Raw genomic sequence first — 22,136 nt, 5'->3', positions numbered from 1 at the left:
GGCGGGCCCGAAGCGGGCGGTGTTCCCCACTGCTGGCCGCCGCCGGGCGGCGGAGGGGGCGGAGCGCCCCACTGGTCCTGGGCCGGGGGACCCGAGGCCGGAGCGCCGGGAGGAGGCGGCGGTGCGCCCCACTGGTCCTGTGCGGGCGGGCCCGAAGCGGGCGGTGTTCCCCACTGCTGGCCGCCGCCGGGCGGCGGAGGGGGCGGAGCGCCCCACTGGTCCTGGGCCGGGGGACCCGAAGCGGGAGCCCCGGGTGGAGGCGGCGGTGCGCCCCACTGGTCCTGCGCCGGAGGTCCGGACGCGGGCGCGCCGGGAGGCGGCGGGGGAGCACCCCACTGCTGCTGCCCACCCTGCGGCGGTGTGCCCCACTGGTCGCCCGCGGGCGGACCGGAGACGGGCGGAGGCGGCGGAGCGCCCCACTGGTCCTGGGCCGGAGGACCCGAGGCCGGAGCCCCGGGCGGCGGCTGCTGCCAGCCGCCCTGGCCGGGAGGAGGCGGCGGAGGCGCGCCCCACTGGTCCTGCGCGGGTGGTCCGGAAGCGGGCGAGCCCGGCGGCGTCCACTGGCCCTGCGAGCTGGGCGGACCGGAGGTCGGCGCACCGGCGGGAGGCCACTGACCCGCGGGAGGCGGCGGCGGCGGAGGCTCGTTGCCCCACGGGTTCGACGGCTCGGGGCCCTGCCCGGCGGGCGGCCAGGCGCCGCTGTCGCGCTGCTCGGCGTGCCAACCGGTGTCCGTGTGCGGCTCGGCGGGAGGTCCCCCCGCGTACGGCGGCGCACTCCCCATCGGGGGATTGACGTACAGACCGCACTGCGGGCATCGCTCCGCCGCGGCGTGCACCTGCGCTCCGCAAGCGGCACAGGTTCGGTTACCCATCAGAGCCCTCCAGGCCGAGGCTTTCGCGAGGTACATCCCACCGTCCCACACCACCGCAAGTCCGGTGAGGGGCTCAGTCGTTCGTCAAGCATCGCTGATCACGGTCCGTAATCGAGTCCTGCCGTACGTTCGGCCCGTATCCCACTCTAAGCGGACGGGCTCACCGAGGAGGCGGCTCCGGAATCCAGCGGATCCGGGGAGGGCTCGATCCCCGAGGGCGAACCCGCGGACTCCGAGCCGGAGTCGCTCGGCGAGGGCGAGGACGAGGAGTCCGGGTCCGAACCCGAGCCGGACGGCGACGGGAACATCGAGCTGCCCGACGGGCTCGGCGACGGCGAGGAGGGCGACGGGGACGGGGAGGACGGCGACGGCGAAGGCGACGGGTTCCCGGTGGTCGGCGGCGGCGTGACGTCGTCACCGTCGCCCTTGACCGCCTTCACCACGCGCGTGGCGCCGAAGTAGTCGTCGAACCACACCGGCGAGACCTTCACGACGTCACCGGCGGTCGGGGCCTGGACCATCTTCCCGTCGCCGATGTACATGCCGACGTGGTAGACCGAGGTCCAGTCGCCGGGCCGGTCACCGTAGAAGATGAGGTCGCCGGGGAGCAGGTACTCCACGCCGATCGGCTCGTCGGAGGTCTGGTGGTACTGGTCGTTGGCGATGCGCGGCAGGGAGATCCCGACCGAGCGGTAGGCGGCCCACATCAGACCGGAGCAGTCGAAGGAGTTCGGGCCTTCCTCGCTCCACTGGTAGGGCTTGCCGAGCTGCTTGAGGGCCCACTGCGCGGCCTTGATGGCCTTCGGCCCGGCCGAGTAGCCCTTGACCTTCTCGCCGAACTTGCCCGAGTAGCCCTTGGAGAACTCCTCGCGGGCCTTCTCGGCGTCGAGGATGGCCTTCTGGTTGTCCTTGACGAGCTTGGTGACCTCGGTGTTGAGCTTCTCGTAGGCGGTGCGCAGGGTCGAGTCGCGCTCGGTGGCGCGGGTCTGCGCGGCGGTGGCGGCGTCGTAGGCGGCCTGCGCCTCGTCGAGGGTGGTGCGCGCGTCGGCGAGCTGCGCGGTGAGGTCGTCGCCGGAGTCGCCGGAGCCGGGTGCGAGGCCGCTGAGGTCGAGCGGGGTCGCGCCGGAGTCGGTGTACTTCTTGGCGGCGAGGTCGGAGACGGCGGTCTCCAGCGCGTCGACGACCGACTGCGCCTGATTGAGCTGCCCGAGGCTGGCGGTGACGAGCTGGTTGCGGTTGCCGAGGTCGATGGTCGCGGCCTTCGACTGTTCGGCGAGCTTGGCCAGTTCGACGTTCTTCGTCTGGATCTGGGAGGCCAGCGGGCCGATGCCGGGGACGGCGGTGCCGGTCGGCGGCAGGCCGGTGCCCGTTCCGGGAAGGCCGCTCGTCGGCGGCGGGACGCTGCCGTCGGGGCGGGAACCGCCGGCGGGCGGCGCGGTCACCCCGGGCGGGTCGGCGAGGGCCACCGTGGCCGGCATCGCGGCGAGCATGACCGCCGCGGTGGTGAACATGAAGAGGACTCGGCCGAGTTTCCGTGCCTTGGTCCACAGTGGTCGCATGCTGCCGTCTCCCCTTGTGTGGCCGCCGAGTGTCACGAAGTAAGAAGTCGGGCGGCACCGTGCGCGTTGCCACCGTACTAAGGGATAGCCAGATCACACCAGCCGCGGGCAAAACTGAGTGAATCTTATACGCATATCGGACCCCCACAGGGGACTCCCGCGATCAAGATTCCACGGTCGGCAGTAGTCTCGCTTCCGTACGTACAGGGCGACGCGGTAATGATGCGAGGCGGCAGCGATGACGGACAAGTCCTTTCGGGCAGGCATCGAGGAAAAGGTGGCCGCCGGAGAGCGGTTGACCCGTGAAGACGGCGTGGCGCTCTACGAGTGCGACGACCTCTCCTGGCTCGGCGGGCTCGCCCACCAGGTGCGGGTGCGCAAGAACGGCGAGCGGGTGATGTTCAACGTCAACCGGCACCTGAACCTCACCAACGTGTGCTCGGCCTCGTGCGCCTACTGCTCCTTCCAGCGCAAACCCGGTGAGAAGGACGCGTACACGATGCGCGTCGAGCAGGCCGTCCAGCTCGCCAAGCAGATGGAGGGCGACCAGCTCACCGAGCTGCACATCGTCAACGGCCTCCACCCGACCCTGCCGTGGAAGTACTACCCGCGGGTCCTGAGCGAGCTGAAGAAGGCACTGCCGACGGTCAACCTCAAGGCCTTCACCGCCACCGAGGTCCAGTGGTTCGAGAAGATCTCCGGCCTGGGCGCGAGCGAGATCCTCGACGAGCTCATCGACGCCGGCCTCGAATCGCTCACCGGCGGCGGCGCCGAGATCTTCGACTGGGAGGTCCGGCAGCACATCGTCGACCACGACTGCCACTGGGAGGACTGGTCGCGCATCCACCGCCTCGCCCACGAGAAGGGCCTGCGGACCCCGGCGACGATGCTCTACGGCCACATCGAGGAGCCGCGGCACCGCGTCGACCACGTGCTGCGCCTGCGCGAACTGCAGGACGAGACCGGCGGCTTCGCGGTGTTCATCCCGCTGCGGTACCAGCACGACTTCGTCGACGCCAAGGACGGCAAGATCCGCAACAAGCTCCAGGCGCGCACGACGATGGCCTCGCCGACGGAGTCCCTGAAGACCTTCGCGGTGTCCCGTCTGCTGCTGGACAACTTCGACCACGTCAAGTGCTTCTGGGTCATGCACGGCCTTGAGGTCGCGCAGCTGTCGCTGAACTTCGGCGTGGACGACCTCGACGGTTCGGTCGTCGAGTACAAGATCACCCACGACGCCGACTCCTACGGGACGCCGGACAAGATGGGCCGCGAGGACCTGCTCGAACTGATCCGCGACGCCGGTTTCCAGCCCGTCGAGCGGAACACGAAGTACGAGATCGTGCGCGAGTACGACGCTCCGGTGTCGATGGCCGAGCGACGCTCGGTGCCGCAGGACGTGTGGACCTAGGGCGTAGACGTTCCGGACGGCGGCGCTTCGGCGCCGCCGTTCTTCGTTCGCGGGGGCGGGCCGGGAAAACTGTCGTACCCCCTTGGGAGTCTCCTCTCACGGACGGCGAGCGGGGGATCCGGGAGTCTGTACGTGCGAGGCTCCGCGTGTGACCATGTGGGGCCGCGCGCGGTGCCCGCGTTCTCCCGCCCCGCTCGCCTCCGCCCTCACCAGCCAGGACCGTGATGTACCGCGAAGCCCCTTCCGCCGTGATCCCCGAGGCCGTCGTCTGGCGCCGCTCGGCGATCACCGGGACGCGGCCGTCGCGGATCCTCCCCGACGGCTGTCTCGACATCATCTGGTCGAACGACCATCTCTTCGTCGCCGGTCCCGACACCACCGCCCAGCTCTCCCAGGGCGTCGCCGGGCAGCGTTACACCGGTCTGCGGTTCGCGCCGGGCATCGGCCCGGCCGTCCTCGGCCTGCCCGCGTCCGAACTGACCGACCGTCGCGTCGCCCTCGCCGACATCCTGCCGCCGGCGCTCGTCGACGAGGCCGTCGGGCGCATCCACGACGGCGCCGACGCGGGCGTCGTCCTCGAAGCGCTCGCGGCCGCGCGGATGCGGCTCGGTGACGGTCCCGACCCGCTCATGCGGGCCGTCGCCGCGCGTCTGCGCGAGGGCGACACCGTCGCGGGGACGGCCCTGGCGGTCAACCTCGGTGAGCGGCACCTTCGCCGGCGCGCGCTGGCCGCGTTCGGCTACGGCCCGAAGACCCTCGCCCGCATTCTGCGGCTGGGCCGCGCGCTCGACCTCGCCCGCGGTGGCGTTCCGTACGCCCACGTCGCCGCGACGACCGGCTACACCGATCAGGCGCACCTGTCCCGCGAGGTCAAGGCCCTCGCCGGGGCGCCGCTGGGCGTGGTGCTGGGGTAGGTGAGCGGTGCCGGGCCGTCACGGTCCCGGCGGCGCCGCTCCGGGACGTACCGGCGTGGGCGCTCCGAAGCGCGCCAGGCAGTGCCACACCCGCTTGAGCGCCTGCGGGTCGTGGGCGCCGACGGCTTCGTCGAGGACGCCCGGGTCGAGCCACCCGTCCACCGCGATCGCCGTCCCCAGCTCCACGTGCTCCGGCCCGCGATACCCCGGGTGCTTCGCCAGCTCCTCCACCGACAGCCGGAACCCGCCGTGCCACTCCACCGGGCATCTCAGGCGCGCGGCCGCGGCCTCCACGGGCGTGCCCTGGTACACCGGGTCGAGCACGACGGCCTCGACGTCGCCGGCGACCACGACCGGCCCGTGCACCTGCGCCTCGACGTAGTCGTCGAGGGCGTCACGCGCGTCGGCGTCGGCGAGCGCGGTCAGGCTCATGGCGGCGGCGACGCCGAAGTCGGCGGGCTGGAAGACGCTGTCGGGGTAGCAGAAGGTGGTGCGGTCGAGGGTGTGCGCGGCCAGGCGCAGGTGCGCCGACCCGAAGCGGCGGGCGGCGCCGTAGGGGTCGCGGCGGAAGTCGAGGGCGCCGTACACGGGCCGCTCGTGGGGCGGGGCCTGGTCGTAGGCGCCGCCGAAGATGCGGCTCTCCCACCGCCAACGGTCGCCGCCGGGGTGGGCGGTGAGGCCGCCGTTGGACGTTCCGGTGCTGAACTGGGAGAGGTACACGCCGTCGTCGGCGAGCCGGTCGAGGACGGGTTTCCCGCCCGCTGTCCGGCCGGGGTGGAAGTTGAGGGTGACCCGCAGCCCCGGGGCGAGCGGCGGTCCGGCTGCGAGCGCGGCGACGTACCGGAGCGCGCTTTCCCGGGGCGTGAGGGCCATGTGAGCAGTGTGGCGTTACCTGTCCAGGGGTGCGAAGAGGTCGACGCCGTTGCCGTCGGGGTCCTGGACGACGGCGTAGCGCTGCCCCCAGAAGGCGTCCCAGGGTTCCTTCTCGCCGACGTATCCGGCTTCGACGAGGGCGGCGTAGCGCTCGTCGACGTCGGCGGGCGACTCGCACAGGAAGGACATGCCGATGCGTCCGGCGCCTTCGACCGGGTTCCATTCGGGCATGAAGGATCGGATCGTCTTCGCGTCGTCCCAGGCCATGCGCATGCCACCGCGCAGGGTGACCTCGACGTGGGGCTCGTTGTCGGCGCTTGCGGGGATGTCGAAGCCGAGGCGGCGGTAGAAGGCCAGCGAGGCGGCCATGTCGTCGACCACCACGGCGATGACGTCGAGTACTGGTTCCATGCCCTCCACGCTACGGCCGCCCCGGCTGCCGGTCTTGTCGAAAACGGACCTCACGCGAAGGCGGGGTAGAGGCCCAGCTCGGGAGTTTCCCACCGGTCGGTGAAGGCCAGCAGGCGCGCGAAGGCCTCGGCGATCGCGGGAAACTCACCGGCCTCCGACAGCCGCGTCGAGGCCAGGCGCAGCCGGTGGCGGACGGCCTGCCGTTTCGTCGAGATCGGGCGCCGCTTCGTGTGCATGGGGGCGTCGGCGTCAAGGATCTGCGGGAGCATGAAGGCGACCAGGTCGAGGGTCCAGGCGGCGACGGCCGCGCGGGTCCCGGCGCGGTCGGCGGCGCTCGGGCCGGTGCCGGTCAGTTCCGTCCAGTAGGCGCGTTCGACAAGTTCGGCGACCTCGCCGGGCAGGCGGTACACGCACCAGCAGGTCGCGAAGGGCATGGTCACGTAGGCGACGTCGAGGTAGGCGGAGTGGAACCCGGCGCCTTCGAAGTCGATGACGCGGAAGCCCTTGTCGGTGAGCAGGTTGTTGTCCGGGCAGATGTCGCCGGGGGAGAACACCCGCGGGCCGGGGTGGACGGCGTCGCCCAGCGTGGCGATCTCCGCGCCGAGCCCGGCCGGGACCTCCGCCCCCACCGTGGCGAGCAGCGCGGGAAACCTCGGCAGCCGTTCGTCCATCCACGGCGAGTCGTTCCAGTTCGGCAGGGTGCCGCCGTACCGCGCCAGCAGCGCCGTCAGCTCACCGGAGCGCGTCTGCGAGTCGCGGGCGATCCCGGCGTAGGTCCGTGCCCAGGCCAGCAGCGTCTCGGTCGCCGCGTTGGGATCCTCGCCGAGCAGGACGTCGGCGAGGCTCGGCCAGTCGCCGAGGTCCGACATGACCAGCACCGCCGTGTCCGGGTCGGCGCCGAGCAGCTCGGGGCCGCGCTCGGCGAAGACCAGGCCCGCCGCCTCGGCCGCGAAGCGGCTCATCGCCTCCACGTCCCGGTCACGCTGGTTCTTCACGATCGCCGTCCCGCCGTCGGCCCGGGTGACCCGCAGGACCGTGCTGCGCGAACTGCCGCCGAGGTCCACCGGATCGGACAGTTCCGTACCCAGGATCGCCCCGGCGGTGGCGAGGACCCCGTCGAGATTGACATCCGTCACAGGCGGCAGGTTAGTGCCCGGAAGGCCGAAACGCGCGGTGGTTTTCGGGCGCGAGCGGTGGAATGATCGCGGAGTGCTGATCAAGGTGTGCCTCAACGGCGGACGGTTGCGGCGCGACCACCCCGCGGTGCCCCTCACTCCCGCGGAGCTCGCCGCCGACGCCGCGGCCTGCGTCGCGGTGGGGGCGGGCGCCGTCCACATGCATCCCCGTGACGCCGACGGTAACGAGACACTCGCGCCCACCGAGATCGCCGCCGCCGTCGCGGCCGTGCGCGCGGCCTGCCCGGGCACGCCTGTCGGCGTGTCCACCGGCGTGTGGATCAGCGACGGGGACCCCGACGCCCGCTGGCACACCGTTTCCACGTGGGGTTCGCTCCCCGCCGCCGACCGGCCCGACTTCGCCTCGGTCAACGTCGGCGAGCCCGGCTTCACCGCCCTTGCCGAACTCCTCCTCGAACTCGGCGTCGCCGTCGAGCCCGGTGTCTGGTCGACCGACGACGCCGAGCACCTCGCCGAGTCCGGCGTCGCCGCGCGCTGCCTGCGGATCCTCGTCGAGATCATCGGCGTCCCCGCCGACCTCGCCCCCTCGCTGGCCGAACGCATCCTCACCCGCCTCGACGACCTCGGCGTCGAAGGCGAGCGCCTCCTCCACGGCGAGGAGGCCGCGACCTGGCCGATGGTCGAGATGGCCGCCCGGCTTGGCCTGGCCACGCGCATCGGCCTGGAGGACACCGTCTCCGGCCCGGGCGGCGTGAACGTCCCGAACAACTCCGCGCTGGTACGCCTGGCCGCGCGCATGGGCGCCTGAACCTTCCGCTTGCCCCACCGCGTCATCCTGGGTGAATCGACCCGAGGAGCCCACCGGTGACCGACACTCCGCCCGAGCCCGACGAGTCCGAAGGCGAGCCCCGAAGGCCTCGTCGCGTCGCCCTGCGCACGGCCCTGGTCCTGACCTGGGCGGCGACCGTCGTCGGGCTGCTCTACACCGTCATGCGCCTGTTCGGCCTTGAGTTCACCTGGCCACTGCGGACCCTCGTCGCCTACACGCCCCACCTCGCCGCCGCCGCGCTCCTGCCACCGATCGCGGCCGCACTCCTGCGCAGGCCCAGGCTCGCCGTCGCCGGGATCGTCGTACCACTCGTGCTCGCCACCCTCCTCGGGCCGCGTTTCCTCGCCAACGAGCAGCCCCCGGCCACCGGCCCGTCGATCACCGTCGCCACCGCGAACATGTACTTCGGGGAAGGCGACCCGGCCGCGCTCGTCGCGCTCGTCGACGCCCACGAGGTCGACGTCCTCTCCGTCCAGGAACTCACCCAGGCGGCGATGGACGGCCTCGACGTGGCGGGTCTCGCCACGCGCCTGCCCTACCGCGAGGTCAGCGGCGTCGACGGCCCGTCGGCCACCGAGGGCACCGGCGTCTACTCGCGTTTCCCGCTCACCCGCAACCCGGCCCTGGAGTTCGACGCCACCTTCGCGATGACCGGCGTGACCATCGCCGTGCCCGGAGCCCCGGCGATCGAGCTGCTCGCCGCCCACCCCGCCGCGCCCTGGGCCCCCGAGCAGGTCGACTACTGGCTCGCCGACCTCGCCAAGCTCCCCCCGGCCACCCCGGACGGCGCCGTCCGCGTCCTCGCCGGGGACTTCAACGCCACCCCCGACCACGCCGCCTTCCGCGAGGTCCTCGACCGTGGCTACGCCGACGCCGCCGAACAGGCCGGCTCCGGCCTCACCGGCACCTGGCAGCCGCGCCCCGACTCCCGCCTCAGCCTCCTCGGGGTCGTCCCCCCGAAGGTCGCCCTCGACCACGTCCTCGTCGACCTGCGCGTCGCCGTGACCGGCGTCGCCTTCGGTGACCTGCCCGGCGCCGACCACGACCCGGTCATCGCCGAACTGACCCTGCCCGCAGAATAAGGAGCCATGCGCGACGACACGATCCACGACTTCCTCGCCAAGCTCGCCGACCGCGTCCCCGCCCCCGGCGGCGGCGCCAGCGCCGCACTCCACGCCGCACAGGCCGCCGCCCTCCTCGCCATGGTCGCCCGCTACACGCGCGCCGGGGAGCACGCCGAGACCATCGCCCGCGTCACCGCCGAGGCCGACGCCCTCCGCGACCGCGCCCTGACCCTCGCCGAGGACGACGCCGCCGCGTTCACCGCCGTCACCGACGCCTACAAACTCCCCAAGGCCACCGACGACGACAAGAAGGCACGCTCCGCCGCGATCGCCGCCGCGACCCTCGGCGCCGCGAAACCGCCCGCCGACCTCGTCGCGGCGGTCGCCGAGATCGTCGCCCTCGCCGAGGAGCTCCTGCCCATCGGCAACCGCAACGTCATCAGCGACATCGCCGCCGCCACCGAGGCCGCCATCGCCGCCGCGACCACCGCGCGCGTCAACATCGAGATAAATCTCGGCGGCGTCAAAGACCCCGACGAGGCCGCCGTCCTCCTGGAGACCGTCGCACGTGTCGACGACCTCACCGCCCGCGCCGCCGCCGTGACCCTCGCCGTCCGCGACGTCATCGGCGCCCCCGTCGTCACCGACGTGCTGTCCGGCAAGGAACTCGCCGCCGGGATCAGGCGGGAAACCCGGGAACTCGCCGAGGCCCTCGCGCTGACCGGCAGGCGGCCGAAGCTCGCGGTCGTCGTCGCCACCGACGACGAGTCGAGCGCCTGGTACGTCCGCTCCATCGCCACCGCCGCCGGGAAGGCCGGCATCGACTGCGACATCGTCGACCTCGGTGCCGACGTCAACGCCGACGCGATCCGGGAGACCCTCGCGCGCCTCAGCGCCGACCCGGCCGTGCACGGCCTCATGCTCCAGACCCCGCTGCCCGCGGGCGCGAAACTCGAAGACCTCGCCACCGCCATCGCCCACGAGAAGGACGTCGACGGCGCCAACCCCGTCTCCCTCGGCCGCCTCGCCGCGGGTCTCCCGGCCTTCGCGCCCGCCACCGCCGAGGCCGTCCTCGCGCTCCTCGACCACCACGGCATCGCCCTCGAAGGCCGGTCCGTGGCCGTCGTCGGACGCTCCAACGTGGTCGGGAAACCCGCCGCCCACCTCCTGCTCGACCGCAACGCCACGGTCACGATCTGCCACTCGCGGACCCGCGACCTCGCGGCGGTCACCTCGGCCGCCGACGTGCTCGTCGCCGCCGTCGGCCGCCCCGGCCTGATCACCGCCGCCCACGTCGGCAGGGGAGCCACCGTCATCGACGTCGGCACCAACCCCACCCCCGAAGGCGGCCTGGTCGGTGACGTCGCCGACGTCGACGGCCGCGCCGGGGCGATCACCCCCGTCCCCGGCGGTGTCGGGCCGGTCACCACCGCCCTGCTCCTGCGGCACACCGTCGCCGCGGCCGGCGACGCAGCGTGAGACCATCGACGGTGATGAAAGAAGAGGCGGCGGTCAAGCCGAAGTTCCCCACCCGCGACGCCGAGGGCCGCATCCAGTCGATGATCGAGTTCCTCGCGTCGACGCTCCTCGCGACGGGCTTCACCTTCGCGCTGCTCGCCGGCATCGACCTGCTCTTCGCCGGTTTCAGCACCGACGAGTTCGGCGGCATCAACGGGTGGATGTGCGTGGTCCTGGCCGCCTTCCTCTTCGTCGACGACTTCAAGGCCTGGGCCGGAACCCGCTTCCGCGTCCCCGTCTTCATCGCGGCGGTCCTGCTGGCGACCGTCACCGGGCTCGGCGTCAACGTCGCCCTGCCCGACACGTGGCTCCCGCTCATCGCGGGCGGCCTCGCCGGCATGGCGTCGGTGATCATCTACGTCGTGCTGTGGTTCACCGGTATCAGGCTCATCGGCCGGGAGGATTAGACGTGCATCCGGGTGTGAAGTACGCGCTGGGGCGCGTCGCGATCTTCGTGGTCGTCGTGGCATTGCTGTGGCCGGTCGGGCTCGACCCGCTGCTGACGCTCATGCTGGCGCTGCTGGTTTCCATGGGCGTCTCCTACTTCCTGCTCAAACGCTGGCGCGACGAGGCCTCCGGCGCCATCGCCCGCGGCGCCGAGAAGCGCCGCGAGGAGAAGGAACGGCTCCGGGCCGCCCTCGCCGGCGACGACGAGGGCTGAGGCCCGGCGCCCCTCCCTGTCACCGAACACACCCCGCGCGAGCCGTCACGGCCACCGACGGCAGCCCACTGCTACGGTCACATCGACCGTCCGCAGCGAAGCCGGTGTGAATCCGGCGCTGTCCCGCAACTGTGAGGCCCACCGAGCGCGCACGAGGCGCCGGGCCGAGCCAGGCCGCCTGCGCCGGTCGCGAACCACGTCTTCGAGGTCAAAGACGTCTCGCGCCGCAAGCGGGAGCCGTCCACCCCTTGAGGGTCACTCCGGCACCCGCTCGAAAGGCTCCCCATGCAACGCCGCCATCTCCTCGGCCGCCTGGCGGTCACGACCGCCGCGCTGACCGCCCTCGCCACCGGCCTCGTGGCCTGCGGCGGAGACGACAAGCCGACCGGCGAAGCCTCCCCCGACACCGCCGCCCAGTTCCCGGTGACCGTCGGCGACACGACCGTCGCGGCCAAGCCGAGCAAGATCGTCTCCCTGTCGGCGACCGGCACCGAGATGCTCTACGCGATCGGCGCGGGCACGCAGATCACCGCCGTCGACTCGACCTCCAACTTCCCCGCCGAGGCGCCCACCAAGGCCGAACTGACGGCCATGGACGCCACCGCCGAGTCCGTCGCGGCCTTCGCCCCCGACCTGGTGGTCCTGTACTTCGACCCGGGCAACGTCGCCGAAGGCCTCAAGGCCCTCAACATCCCCGTCTACCTCACCCCCGCCGCCGCGACCATCGACGACGCCTACACGCAGCTGTCGGACCTGGGCAGGCTCACCGGGCACACCGGCGAGGCCGAGACCGTCGTCGGGCAGATGAAGGCCGACATCGCCGAGATCGTGGCCGGCGCGCCCAAGAGCGCCAAGCCCGTCTCCTACTACTGGGAGTCCGACGACTCCTACTACTCGCTCACCTCGTCGACCTTCGTCGGCTCGCTCCTCGGGCAGGTCGGCATGGAGAGCATCGCCGACCCGGCCGACCCCGACGGGAAGGCCTTCGGCTACCCCCAGCTCAGCCTTGAGCACATCTTCGCCAGTGACCCGGCGATGATCGTCCTCGCCGACACCAAGTGCTGCGGCCAGACCGCCGAGACCGTCGCCGCGCGCGATGGCTGGGACAGCCTGACCGCCGTCAAGGAAGGCCGCGTCGTCGCCCTCGACGACGACATCGCCTCCCGCTGGGGACCGCGTGTCGTCGACCTGCTCCGCCAGGTCGTCGCGGGCCTCCCCGCCGCTTAGTGAAGACACGCCCCCGAGGCAGGGCCCGGCCGCGCTGGATCGCGGCCGGGCTGCTCGTCGTCGGTGCCGCCGTCGTCCTCGGCGTCGCCATCGGACCGGTCTCGCTGCCCCCGCTGGGCGTCGCCCTCGAACTCCTCGACCGCCTGCCCCTCGTCGACATCGACTCCGGCCTCGACGAGACCCAGGCCAACATCGTGTGGCTGCTGCGCCTGCCGCGCGTCGTCCTCGCGCTGCTCGTCGGCGGCATGCTCGCCCTGGCCGGCGGCTGCTACCAGGGCGTGTTCCGCAACCCCCTCGCCGACCCGATGCTCCTCGGCGTCGCCTCCGGCGCCGGTCTCGGCGCGACCCTGTTCATCACCGCCCGCGCCGCCGGATTCCCCGCCGCGCAGGGCGTCCTGCCGATCGCGGCCTTCGTCGGCGCGGTCGGCGCGCTGCTGCTGACCTACCTCGTCGGCGGCGTCGGCAAAGGCGGCCGCAACCCGACCCGCCTGATCCTCGCCGGGGTCGCCGTCACCAGCTTCCTGTCCGCCGTCCAGACCTACGTCCAGCAGCGCAACGCCGAGGCGATCCGGCAGGTCTACTCCTGGCTCCTCGGCCGCCTCGCCGTCTCCGGCTGGAACGATGTCCTCACCGTCCTGCCCTACGTCGCCGTCACCGCCGCCATCGTGCTCACCCTGCGCCGGGAACTCGACGTGCTGACCGTCGGCGACGACGAGGCCTCCGGGCTCGGCCTGCACCCCCAGCGCTCCCGCTACCTGCTCCTGGCCGCCGCCTCCCTCGGCACGGCCGCCGCGGTCTCCGTCGCCGGGCTCATCGGCTTCGTCGGGATCATCGTCCCGCACATCGTGCGCCTGCTCGCCGGACCGTCCTACCGCAGCATCCTGCCGCTCTCGGTGCTCTTCGGCGGGGCCTTTCTCGTGCTCGCCGACCTCCTCGCCCGCGTCGCCGTCGCGCCCGGCGAACTGCCCATCGGCGTGGTCACCGCCTTCGCGGGGGCGCCGTTCTTCGTGCTCGTCATGCGCACGACCAGGCAGGAGGCCCTGTAGTGCTCAACGCGGACGCCGTGTCGGTCGAACTCGGCGGCAGGACCGTCGTCGACAAGGTCTCGGTCACCGTCGCCCCCGGCGAATGGGTCACCGTCATCGGCCCCAACGGCGCCGGGAAGTCGACGCTCCTGCGGGCCGTCGCAGGGCTCCTGCCCTACGCCGGAGACATCACCGTCGCCGGGCGCCCCCTGGCCGCGATGCGCCCGCGCGAACGCGCCCGCCGCGTCGCCATGGTCCACCAGCAGCCCGTCGTCCCGCCCGGCATGACCGTCTACGACTACGTCCTCCTCGGCCGCACCCCGCACGTCCCGCCCCTGGGCCGTGAAGGCGCCGCCGACCACGCCGCCGTCGCCGAGGTCGTCGACACCCTCGACCTGGGCGCCTTCGCCGACCGCCGCCTCGACACCCTCTCCGGCGGCGAACGCCAGCGCGTGTTCCTCGCCCGCGCCCTCGCCCAGGGCGCCGAACTGCTCCTCCTCGACGAACCGACCACCGCCCTCGACATCGGCCACCAGCAGGAGGTCCTCGACCTCGTCGACCGCCTCCGCGCCGAGGCGGGCCTGACCGTGCTGTCGACGATGCACGACCTCGCCATCGCCGGCGAGTACGCCGACCGCCTCGTCCTGCTCGCCGCCGGGCGCCTCGCCGCCGACGGGACCCCGCGCGAGGTCCTCACCGAGGCCAACCTCGCCGAGTACTACCGGGCCCGCGTGCGGGTCCTCCACGTCGACGGGATCCCGGTGCTGGTCCCCGTCCGCCGCCGTCCCGGCTGAGGACCGAACGTCCACAGTCGCCGCACCGAACGGATGCGTTCACCGTCCAATTGCGGCGTTTCGCGGTCTGCGCCACATTCCCTCTGTCGCAACGGTTTGCATGCACCTACTAAGGTGTGCCAGCCCACTTTGTTCGTAAAGCTCTTTCGAGAGGAACCCCTCCATGACGTACCCGCCCCAGAGCAACCCGGGCGCTTACGCACCCCAGAGCAACCCCGGTCAGCAGGGTGTCGCTCTCGGGAAGACCCGTAGCCCGTTCGGCGTGTGGATCCTTAACCTGGTCACGCTGGGCATCTACGGTCTCGTGTGGCACTACAAGGTCAACGAAGAGGTCAAGAACTACGCGCGCCTCGAAGTCTCGCCGGGAATGGCCGTGGTCGCGCTGACCATCGGCGGCTGCCTCGTCATCCCGCCGATCATGACCATCATCAACACCGGGAACCGGATCGGCCAGGCGCAGCAGGCCGCCCAGCTCCAGGAGCGCGCGTCGGGCGGCCTCGGCTTCCTGCTGGCGATCCTCGGCGGCTGGCACCTGATGTACTACCAGGCCAACCTGAACAAGATCTGGGCTCGCTACGGCCAGTCCTAGTCAACGGCGGCCACCGGCGTGCGCTGACCCGTCCGCCACGGCCACCGGCCGACGCCTTTGGGATTCCACTGTGGACCCCAGAGGCGTTTTTTTCGTGCCCGGAGGACCGCTTTTCCCTGAAAAGCGCCGATGCATCCGGTAATAGATAGGAGTGGAGACTTCCAAGCTCGACAGCACCCCGCCCGCCACCGCGCCGGGCGGCGGCACCGTCGACTGGAGCCGGTCGCTCACCCGGACCATCGCCGTGCTCACCGGGATCACCGCGCTCCTCGCCGGCGCCGTCGTGCTCGGCTTCGCCGTGTTCGGTGAACCCGGCGGCGACGACTCCTCCGCGACCTGGCTCGCCGTGTCGCTGGTCGTGGAGTACCTCCTCATCGGCGTCGCGGTCTCGGTGACCGTCGCCAACCCCGGGAAACCCGCGCTCATCTCGGCCGCCGTCCTCGCCGGCGTCTCGCTGATCGCCGTCGTCGTGACCATCGCGACCATGCCGGGCACCGGGCACGGCGACTGGATCTCGCACCGGCAGGCCCTCGGCGCGCTCTCCTTCGCGCTCACCGCGCTCGGCGGCGGGCTTCTCGTGCTCGCCGAGTGGGTGATCCGCGAAGGCGTGGGCGCGGCGCCGCCGCGCGGGCTGATCGTGCGCTCGGGCGTCCTCGGGGTCGTCTTCGTGATCGTCCTGGCCGCCGCGGGCACCGCCGCCGCGCACGACCTCGTCGAGGCCGCCAACACCGACGAGAGCACCGCCGCGCCCGAGAAGGGCCTGACCGCCGCGGTCACCCCGGCGACCTTCGAGCACATGAACCCGCCCTACCCGGGCGGGGGCGACGCGATCGGCACGCCCTACGGGCTGCTGGTCACCGCGCCCGAGACGCTCGCCGTCACCGCCTACGACGCCGACTCCGGGACCGAACGCTGGCACCACGTCCGCCACAACCGGACCTTCACCCAGCGGTCGGTGACCTCCGCCGACGAACGGCTCATCGCGCTCGTCGGCGACCGCCGTGACTCCCCGGCCGGGACCTCGGTGGTCATCCTGGACACCGTCTCCGGCGAGCAGTTCGCCGACCGGCGCGTGTCGACCTCCGACGGGACGGTCCTGGCGGTGACCTCGCAGCTGGTGCTGTTCCAGCCAGCCGAGCGGCTCGGCACGGTCATCGCCTACGGCTACTCCGGCCGCGAGCTGTGGTCCTACGACGCGCCCGAGCGCTGCGTCGTGGGCGTGGCGCGGGAGGCGGGGACACGCATGGTCACGGCCATGGACTGCGCCGCCGACGACATCTCCGCCGACCACCCGCGGGTCGTCGCGCTCGACGAGCAGAACGGCGCGGCCGCGTGGTCGTGGACCGGGCCCGTCATCGGCGGGATCGCGCCGGGTTCGCTGGTGGTGTCGGGCGACAAGGTCGTCGTCGACGTCCGCCGCGACGTGTCGAGCAGCGAAGGGCTGTTCGCCGCCCGGCTGTTCCGGCACGACCTCAACGCCCTCAACGCCGCCGACGGGTCGACCGTCTGGCGGCGCGAGAAGCTCGAACTCGGCAGCACCTACGCGGTGTCGTGCGCGGGGACGCTGCAGATCGGCGACGGGCTCGCCGTCCTCGGCGAGTGCCACCACGCGACCATGGGCGGGCAGGCGACCTTCGACATCGCGACCTACGACCTCGCCGACGGCAAGACGGTGTGGAAGGCCGGTGCCCCGCTCGGGTTCACGCCCGGGGACGGCTCCGACCCGGCGGGCTGGTTCGTGACCTTCCCCGACGGCCGGGTCGCGATGGTGACCGACGCGTCGAACGACGTGACCGCGCCGGCCTGCGGGCTGTACCTGGCCGCCGCGGGGAAGGTGAAGCGGATTCAGGCGAGCAAGCCCGCGACCGGTGGGATCGAGGAGCCGACGTGGTGCCGGAAGGCGAGCCTGCACGCGACGCCCGGAGCGCTGTCGGTGAGTTACCCGGGGCAGGTCTTCAGCATCAGGTGACCGGCCACTTCGGGTCGCGGCCGAGGTAGCGCAGGAGGATCGCGACGGGGTCGCCGGCGTCGTCGCCGGTGATGGCGTCGGCGTAGGCGCCCCACGGCCGCAGCGGGTCGACGAGGTGGACGGCCAGGCCCTGGAGGGCGGTGGCGACGTCGTCGGTGAGGGGCGAGGGCTGGCCGGTCGCGACGGCGATGTCCCAGGCGTGGACTCCGGCGTCGAGGGCGGCGGCGAGCGCGGCCTGCCCGGCCGGGAGGCTGTGCGGCGGTACGGGCGTGGGGACGGCCTCGTCGGCCGGGTCGACGCTCGTCCACGCGGCGGCGGCGATGTCGAGGGCGTCGCCGACGTAGGCGTTCGGGTCGGCGGGACGGTCGGTGGAGGGCGCGAAGGCGTCTTCGGCGGGCGCCTCGGCCCTGCCGAGGGAGACGGCGAAGCCGAGCTGGTCGATCACGGCGTGGCGGACGACTTGCGCGACCGTCCACTGCGAACACGGCGTCGGGGCGTCCCAGGCGTCGGCCGGGACGGCGGCGACGACCGTGCGGAGAGAGTCGTGGGTGCGGGCGAGGACCTCGAATGGGTTCACCCGGGCAGTGTCGCGCGACGGCGCAACATTTCGGTGCTTCGGGCCGCGGCGTGTAGCTACCGCGGCCCTCCCCACCTCACCGACTCGCCGCAGCAGGGGTCCGGTCAAGCCATTTCACGACGGTGGGCAGTCCGTCGTGTCGGCCCGCGCAGGCGGTGGTTCGGCAGTACGCGTCTGTGGGCACAGTGCGTACACGGATCTCACGTCGAGGTCGTGGGAGCGGTTGCGCGGGGGCGGGGGGTTATCTGATCGTTACCTTGGGGGTGTCGTTCTCGGGCGATCGGGCCGAGCACGAAGAGCGCGGTGTCGTTGCCCGGGCCCAGATCCGGCGGCATGGGGACGTCGCTGTCGCTTACCCGCGGGTCGAGGATCCGGACGGCGCCGGAGGCGCCGGGGATCACCGTGTTCACGCGAAGCCGGAAGGTCCAGGTCGTGGTGGCCCCCGCGAAGAGGTCGTACCCGGGGTCGCAGCGGTAGCGGGGACGGTTCACGGTCGGGTCGACGCCCTTCGCCCGGCACCCGTCGGGAACGGCGAGGAGCGTCGTGCCCGCCGGGAGGGTGAACCCGAGGTCGATGGGCCGCTGCCACGACCGGCCCGCGCTGAGGGTCGCGGGACCGAGGTTCGTCACGCCGACGACGGCGTCGACCGTCGTGCCCGGGGTGGCGGTGGCCGAGCCGCCGACCGCGGTGAGGTCGTATCCGTTCTCCCCGGTGACGGTGATGGCGGCGATGCCGTCGTTGTCGCCGTGCTCGGGTTCCTCGTGGGCGCCGGCGTTCGCGGCGACGGTGGGCACGAGGGAAACGGCGGGGCCGTCGCCGGGGACCCAGTCGAGGCCGGCGTCGGGGTTCTCCGCGGCGTGGTCGGCGGCGGTGTACCAGCGGTGCACGACCGCCGCGAAGCCCGGCGCGCGGGTGTCCGGCCGCAGGGCCAGGGTGAGCGGCGTCGACAGGGTGTAGTCCGCGCCCGGCTGGAGCGTGCCGGCGAAGTGGCAGCGCGTCCGGTGGAAGTGGTTGGCGTCGACGGTGAACTCGCAGTTGGCGGGACGCGAGGTGAACGGCGTCGAGTACTCGCTGTTAAGCGTGACGACGGCGCCGGAGACCGCGCCGGTCCCGGTGTTGGCGACGCTCAGCGGCAGCGGGAATCCCTCGCCCGGGGCGGCGGAGAGCGCGATGTCGCCGCCGGAGGTCAGGTTCAGGCTCGCACCGACCGTCAGGCGGGTCGCGGTCTGAGTCTGCTCGGTCTCCGGGCTGCTGAAGGTGTACTCGACGCGGCCGCTGGAATCGGCCGGGGTGTCGGCGTCGGCGGTGAGCGTCGCCGTGAGCAGTTCGGTCCCGTCGGGCGTCCACGGGGTGTCGGTGAGCTCGCAGCGATAGATCGCGGGGGACTCCTCGGCGCATGCCGGGGACTCGAAGCGCACCTTCCCCGCGAACGCGCTCAGATCGACGCTCAGAGTCGCCGAGGCGATGGTGTCGGCCTCGCCGTCGATGGCGATGAGCCGTACGGCGAAGGAAGGACCGGTCTCGCCCGGGGCGAGGAAGGCGGTGTCGGGTACGTCGAGCTGCGGCCAGATGTCGGCGGCCGAGGCGGGCGTCGGTAGAACGAAGGCCGCCGCGGCACCGAAGGTGAACGCGGCGGCCGCGCGAAGGGCACGCGGAAGGGCACTGCTGGGCAACGGATTCTCCTCTTAGCGGAGCCTGCGTCCACGAGGGCACCGTGGACCCATGGCACGCGCTTGCCAACCGTGCGGTTGCGCGCCGTCCACCTGTCGTTGCGCAATCGTGACCACCGTAGGGATGAACCGCGACCCGCCCGGCCCGTGACCTGCCCCTCCGGCGTAACGTCTGCCTTCATGAGCGTTCCCCGTCGGCCCAGAGTCGGGCACATCCAGTTCCTGAACTGCGTCCCCATCTACTGGGGACTGATGCGCTCGGGGGCCCTGCTTGACGTGGAGCTCACCAAGGCCGACCCGGACGCCCTCAACGACGCCCTGGTCCGCGGCGATCTCGACATCGGCCCGATCAGTCTCGTCGAGTACCTCCGCAACCACGAGAACCTCCTGCTCCTGCCCGACATGGCGGTCGGCAGCGACGGTCCGGTCCTGTCGGTCAACATCGTCCACCGCGAGCCGCTCGACACCCTCGACGGCAAGACGGTCGCGCTCGGCTCGACGTCACGGACCGGCGTCATGCTCGCGCGCATGCTGCTGGCCGAGAAGTTCGGCGTCACGCCGACCTACGTCCGCCGCGCACCGGACCTCACCGCGATGCTCGCCGAGGCCGACGCCGCCGTCCTCATCGGCGACGTGGCCCTGCGCGCCATGTACGAGGCCCCGCAGCAGGGCCTGACCGTCACCGACCTCGGCGCCGCCTGGCGCGAGTGGAGCGGCCTGCCCATGGTCTTCGCCGTCTGGGCCGTCCGCCGCGACTTCGCCGTCACGCACCCCGGCCTCGTCAAGGGCGTCCACGAGGCCTTCATGCGCTCGCGCGAGATCACCATGCAGGAACTCGACATCGTCGCCGAGCAGGCCTCGCAGTGGGAGCCCTTCGACGCGGCGACGCTGGCCGGCTACTTCCGCGTCCTCGACTTCTCGCTCGGCGCGCGGCAGGTCGCCGGACTGCGCGAGTTCGCCGCCCGCGCCCACGGCCTCGGCGCCGTCCCGGCCTTGCCGACGACGGGCCCGGAGTTCTTCGGCCGTTAACCTTCGTCACCCTCCGTCGCTGTCGTCCCGGGGGTCGCGACCGCATCGTCACCGAAGGGTTATCGCAGGTAGTGGGCGGTTTTTCGGTCCGATGTGACGCAACCCGCACCTCTCTCCCGGCGTGATCTGTCCATAGGCAGTGATCTATGGACAGCCCCGCCGGCGAAGGAAGAGCGGTACGGGCCAGCCGTCTTTGACGGCCCGCCGGTATCCGGGCGACTGAGCGGCGCGGACGTCTTGTCCGAGAAGTGAGGAAAGCGATGCGAACACTCATGACCAAGGCCGGGCTCGTGGCCGCCGCGGTCGTACTGCTGACCGCGACCGCGGGCACGGCCGCCCAGGCCGCCGAGGACACCGAACTCTCCATGGAGCTGAAAGGCTCACCCGTCCTCGCCACCGGCGAGCAGGACACCGTGAGCGGCGTCTTCACGCTGACGCCGCCGCCGGAACTGACGCGGCTGTCGGACCTGGCCGTCGTCCTCGACGTCACCGAACTCGCGGGCGTCGCCAAGGTCGTCTCCAACAGCTGGGGCGAACCGTGCCGCCAGGAGGGCCAGACCGTCACCTGCTGGGGTGAGGGCGAGGACTTCGACGTGCACGGCGGCTCGCTCGACATCGAGCTGTTCCGTCTCGAAGGCGTCGACGGCGCCGAACCCGGCACGACGGTCGAGCTGCCGGTGTCGTTCACGACGTCGAACTTCCCGGCGGTGAGCGGCACGGTCTCGGTCACGAAGGCGGAGGTCGTCGACCTCGCCATCGGCGACGAGGCCCAGCGCGAGCGCAACGTCGAGCTCGGCGGTTCGGGCTCGGTCGACGTCTCGGTGGCCAACGTGGGCGACAACGCCGCCGCGGGGACGGCGCTGTCCGTCGCGATCGGTCACGATCTGCGTTTCGAGAACACCTTCTCGAACTGCACCTTCGACGAGTCCAACGTGGTCTGCCGCTTCGAGCGGGAGCTGCTGCCGGGCGAGCGTTACGCGCTGTCGGAGGAGATCGCCTTCACGGCCCGCACGACCGCCGAGGCGCCGGGCCGTGCCAACCTGTCCTACAGCTGGTCGACGCTTGACACCTTCGACTCCGACATCGCACCGGGCCTGCCCGCCGACATGCGGCCGGGCACCTTGCCCGCCGTCACGCTCGACGAGGTCTCGGCGCTGAAGTCGGTGCCGGAGCACGACCCGAACTGGCAGAACGACTCCGGCAACGTCGACGTGTTCATCGAGGGTGAGAACCCGGTCGACTTCGCCGCCGTCGGCGCGACCGTGCGCGGCGACGCCGGGACGGTCGGCGACCTGACCGTCGGGGCCCGCAACGACAGTGGTGTCGAGGTTCCCGGCGCGGTCGAGGAGCCGAGCGTCGTCGTCACCGTGACGCTGCCGGCGGAGTTGTCCTTCGTCGAGGCTCCCGGCGACTGCGTCAGCACCGGCGACCAGTCCTATGAATGCGGGATCGAGACGGTCTCGGAGCCGGGCCAGAGCCACGAGTGGACCTTCAAGGTCCGCATCGAGGCGGCCACGGCCGCCGAGGGTTCGGTCGTCATCCGCGACTCCTTCGCCGACGACCGGGACGCCTCCAACGACGAGGCCGTCATCAAGGTCAACACGACCGAGGCCCCGGCGCCCGAACCGACCGGTGGTGCCGGCGGGGCCGGTGCGGCGATCGGCGGCGACCTCGCGCTGACCGGTACCGGCCTGCGCCTGATCCTCGGCGGGGGCGTGCTCGCCCTGGTCGCGGGCGCGAGCCTGTTCGTGCTGACCCGCCGCCGCAAGGCGCTGGTCACCGGCGACGGCACCGAGATGGCGTCTTGAGCGGGCGTCAAGATCACGTTTGAGCCACATCGCGGTCCGGCGTGCATCCCGCGCGCCGGACCGCGCGTGACTACCCCATAGGCGTCCCCCAGTGGCTGCGTTCACCGCCCACGGGGGGCGCCTGAACCACGTCTGACGGCCTTCGGCAGCCCACCTCGCCGGGGACTCGGCGCTGTGGCGGGGTGGCACCCGGGCCGTGC

Annotated in this window: 20 protein-coding genes and 1 riboswitch; of the genes, 14 read left to right on the top strand and 6 right to left on the bottom strand. The window is 72.3% G+C overall.

The window, feature by feature from the left end:
* Positions 1-1,018: 1,018 nt before the first annotated feature.
* A complete protein-coding gene (locus HNR73_RS26195; RefSeq protein ID WP_184790283.1) occupies positions 1,019-2,431 on the bottom strand; it encodes a C40 family peptidase in 1,413 nt (470 codons plus the stop codon).
* Between the two features lie 238 nt (positions 2,432-2,669).
* Between HNR73_RS26195 and mqnE the strand changes: the two genes are divergently transcribed.
* Together mqnE and HNR73_RS26185 are read left to right on the top strand one after the other, a co-directional pair.
* Positions 2,670-3,842, top strand: a complete 1,173-nt coding sequence (gene mqnE, locus HNR73_RS26190) for an aminofutalosine synthase MqnE (RefSeq protein WP_184790282.1) — start codon at positions 2,670-2,672, stop codon at positions 3,840-3,842.
* A 224-nt stretch (positions 3,843-4,066) separates the two neighbouring features.
* Positions 4,067-4,756, top strand: a complete 690-nt coding sequence (locus HNR73_RS26185; RefSeq protein WP_184790281.1) for a helix-turn-helix domain-containing protein — start codon at positions 4,067-4,069, stop codon at positions 4,754-4,756.
* An 18-nt stretch (positions 4,757-4,774) separates the two neighbouring features.
* Here the strand turns inward: HNR73_RS26185 and HNR73_RS26180 are convergent, their stop codons facing one another.
* From HNR73_RS26180 to HNR73_RS26170, 3 genes are read right to left on the bottom strand one after another with little or no spacing between them, the layout of a single operon-like run.
* Positions 4,775-5,629, bottom strand: coding sequence for a DUF3626 domain-containing protein (locus HNR73_RS26180; RefSeq protein ID WP_184790280.1), 855 nt, complete (start codon positions 5,627-5,629; stop codon positions 4,775-4,777).
* Between the two features lie 15 nt (positions 5,630-5,644).
* A complete protein-coding gene (locus HNR73_RS26175; protein WP_184790279.1) occupies positions 5,645-6,040 on the bottom strand; it encodes a VOC family protein in 396 nt (131 codons plus the stop codon).
* Positions 6,041-6,090: 50 nt separating this feature from the next.
* A complete protein-coding gene (locus HNR73_RS26170) occupies positions 6,091-7,176 on the bottom strand; it encodes a phosphotransferase (protein ID WP_203686907.1) in 1,086 nt (361 codons plus the stop codon).
* A 73-nt stretch (positions 7,177-7,249) separates the two neighbouring features.
* Between HNR73_RS26170 and HNR73_RS26165 the strand changes: the two genes are divergently transcribed.
* The 10 genes from HNR73_RS26165 to HNR73_RS40895 all read left to right on the top strand — a co-directional run bounded on the left by HNR73_RS26165 (position 7,250) and on the right by HNR73_RS40895 (position 16,852).
* Complete coding sequence (locus HNR73_RS26165; RefSeq protein ID WP_239122369.1) at positions 7,250-7,984, top strand: 3-keto-5-aminohexanoate cleavage protein; 735 nt, start codon at positions 7,250-7,252, stop codon at positions 7,982-7,984.
* A 56-nt stretch (positions 7,985-8,040) separates the two neighbouring features.
* Entirely contained in the window at positions 8,041-9,087 is a 1,047-nt protein-coding gene (locus tag HNR73_RS26160) for an endonuclease/exonuclease/phosphatase family protein (RefSeq protein WP_184790276.1), read from the top strand.
* 6 nt (positions 9,088-9,093) lie between these two features.
* On the top strand, positions 9,094-10,548 hold the full coding sequence (locus tag HNR73_RS26155) for a cyclodeaminase/cyclohydrolase family protein (RefSeq protein ID WP_221331145.1): 1,455 nt from the start codon (positions 9,094-9,096) through the stop codon (positions 10,546-10,548).
* A 14-nt stretch (positions 10,549-10,562) separates the two neighbouring features.
* A complete protein-coding gene (locus HNR73_RS26150; protein WP_184790275.1) occupies positions 10,563-10,994 on the top strand; it encodes a hypothetical protein in 432 nt (143 codons plus the stop codon).
* Positions 10,995-10,996: 2 nt separating this feature from the next.
* Positions 10,997-11,248 carry a DUF4229 domain-containing protein gene (locus HNR73_RS26145; RefSeq protein ID WP_184790274.1) on the top strand — a complete coding sequence of 84 codons (252 nt, stop codon included), beginning with the start codon at positions 10,997-10,999 and terminating at the stop codon, positions 11,246-11,248.
* Positions 11,249-11,348: 100 nt separating this feature from the next.
* Positions 11,349-11,422, top strand: a riboswitch (cobalamin riboswitch).
* 111 nt (positions 11,423-11,533) lie between these two features.
* A complete protein-coding gene (locus HNR73_RS26140; RefSeq protein WP_184790273.1) occupies positions 11,534-12,475 on the top strand; it encodes an ABC transporter substrate-binding protein in 942 nt (313 codons plus the stop codon).
* Positions 12,415-13,521, top strand: a complete 1,107-nt coding sequence (locus tag HNR73_RS26135; RefSeq protein WP_184790395.1) for a FecCD family ABC transporter permease — start codon at positions 12,415-12,417, stop codon at positions 13,519-13,521. The genes HNR73_RS26140 and HNR73_RS26135 overlap by 61 nt, the downstream gene beginning before the upstream one ends.
* Positions 13,521-14,294 (top strand): ABC transporter ATP-binding protein, encoded by a 774-nt coding sequence (locus HNR73_RS26130; RefSeq protein WP_184790272.1) that lies wholly within the window; start codon positions 13,521-13,523, stop codon positions 14,292-14,294. The genes HNR73_RS26135 and HNR73_RS26130 overlap by 1 nt, the downstream gene beginning before the upstream one ends.
* Positions 14,295-14,457: 163 nt before the next feature.
* Complete coding sequence (locus HNR73_RS26125) at positions 14,458-14,883, top strand: DUF4234 domain-containing protein (RefSeq protein ID WP_184790271.1); 426 nt, start codon at positions 14,458-14,460, stop codon at positions 14,881-14,883.
* A gap of 151 nt (positions 14,884-15,034) precedes the next feature.
* Positions 15,035-16,852 (top strand): outer membrane protein assembly factor BamB family protein, encoded by a 1,818-nt coding sequence (locus HNR73_RS40895; protein ID WP_184790270.1) that lies wholly within the window; start codon positions 15,035-15,037, stop codon positions 16,850-16,852.
* On the opposite strand, the gene HNR73_RS26115 is transcribed toward HNR73_RS40895, so the two are convergent.
* Positions 16,845-17,429, bottom strand: a complete 585-nt coding sequence (locus HNR73_RS26115) for a TIGR03086 family metal-binding protein (RefSeq protein WP_184790269.1) — start codon at positions 17,427-17,429, stop codon at positions 16,845-16,847. The genes HNR73_RS40895 and HNR73_RS26115 overlap by 8 nt on opposite strands.
* A gap of 200 nt (positions 17,430-17,629) precedes the next feature.
* A complete protein-coding gene (locus HNR73_RS26110; RefSeq protein WP_184790268.1) occupies positions 17,630-19,102 on the bottom strand; it encodes a COG1361 family protein in 1,473 nt (490 codons plus the stop codon).
* Positions 19,103-19,279: 177 nt separating this feature from the next.
* Here HNR73_RS26110 and HNR73_RS26105 point away from each other — a divergent pair, with 177 nt between their 5' ends.
* Both HNR73_RS26105 and HNR73_RS26100 read left to right on the top strand, forming a co-directional pair.
* Positions 19,280-20,128: a menaquinone biosynthetic enzyme MqnA/MqnD family protein gene (locus tag HNR73_RS26105; protein WP_184790267.1), complete on the top strand. Its 849-nt coding sequence runs from the start codon at positions 19,280-19,282 to the stop codon at positions 20,126-20,128.
* 260 nt (positions 20,129-20,388) lie between these two features.
* Complete coding sequence (locus HNR73_RS26100) at positions 20,389-21,936, top strand: hypothetical protein (protein ID WP_184790266.1); 1,548 nt, start codon at positions 20,389-20,391, stop codon at positions 21,934-21,936.
* Positions 21,937-22,136: the final 200 nt, after the last annotated feature.

Origin of the sequence: Phytomonospora endophytica, from assembly GCF_014202425.1 — a bacterium.
Taxonomy (GTDB): domain Bacteria; phylum Actinomycetota; class Actinomycetes; order Mycobacteriales; family Micromonosporaceae; genus Phytomonospora; species Phytomonospora endophytica.
The sequence above is the reverse complement of the archived record's forward strand: the minus strand, read 5'-3'. Positions and strand labels throughout refer to the sequence as shown.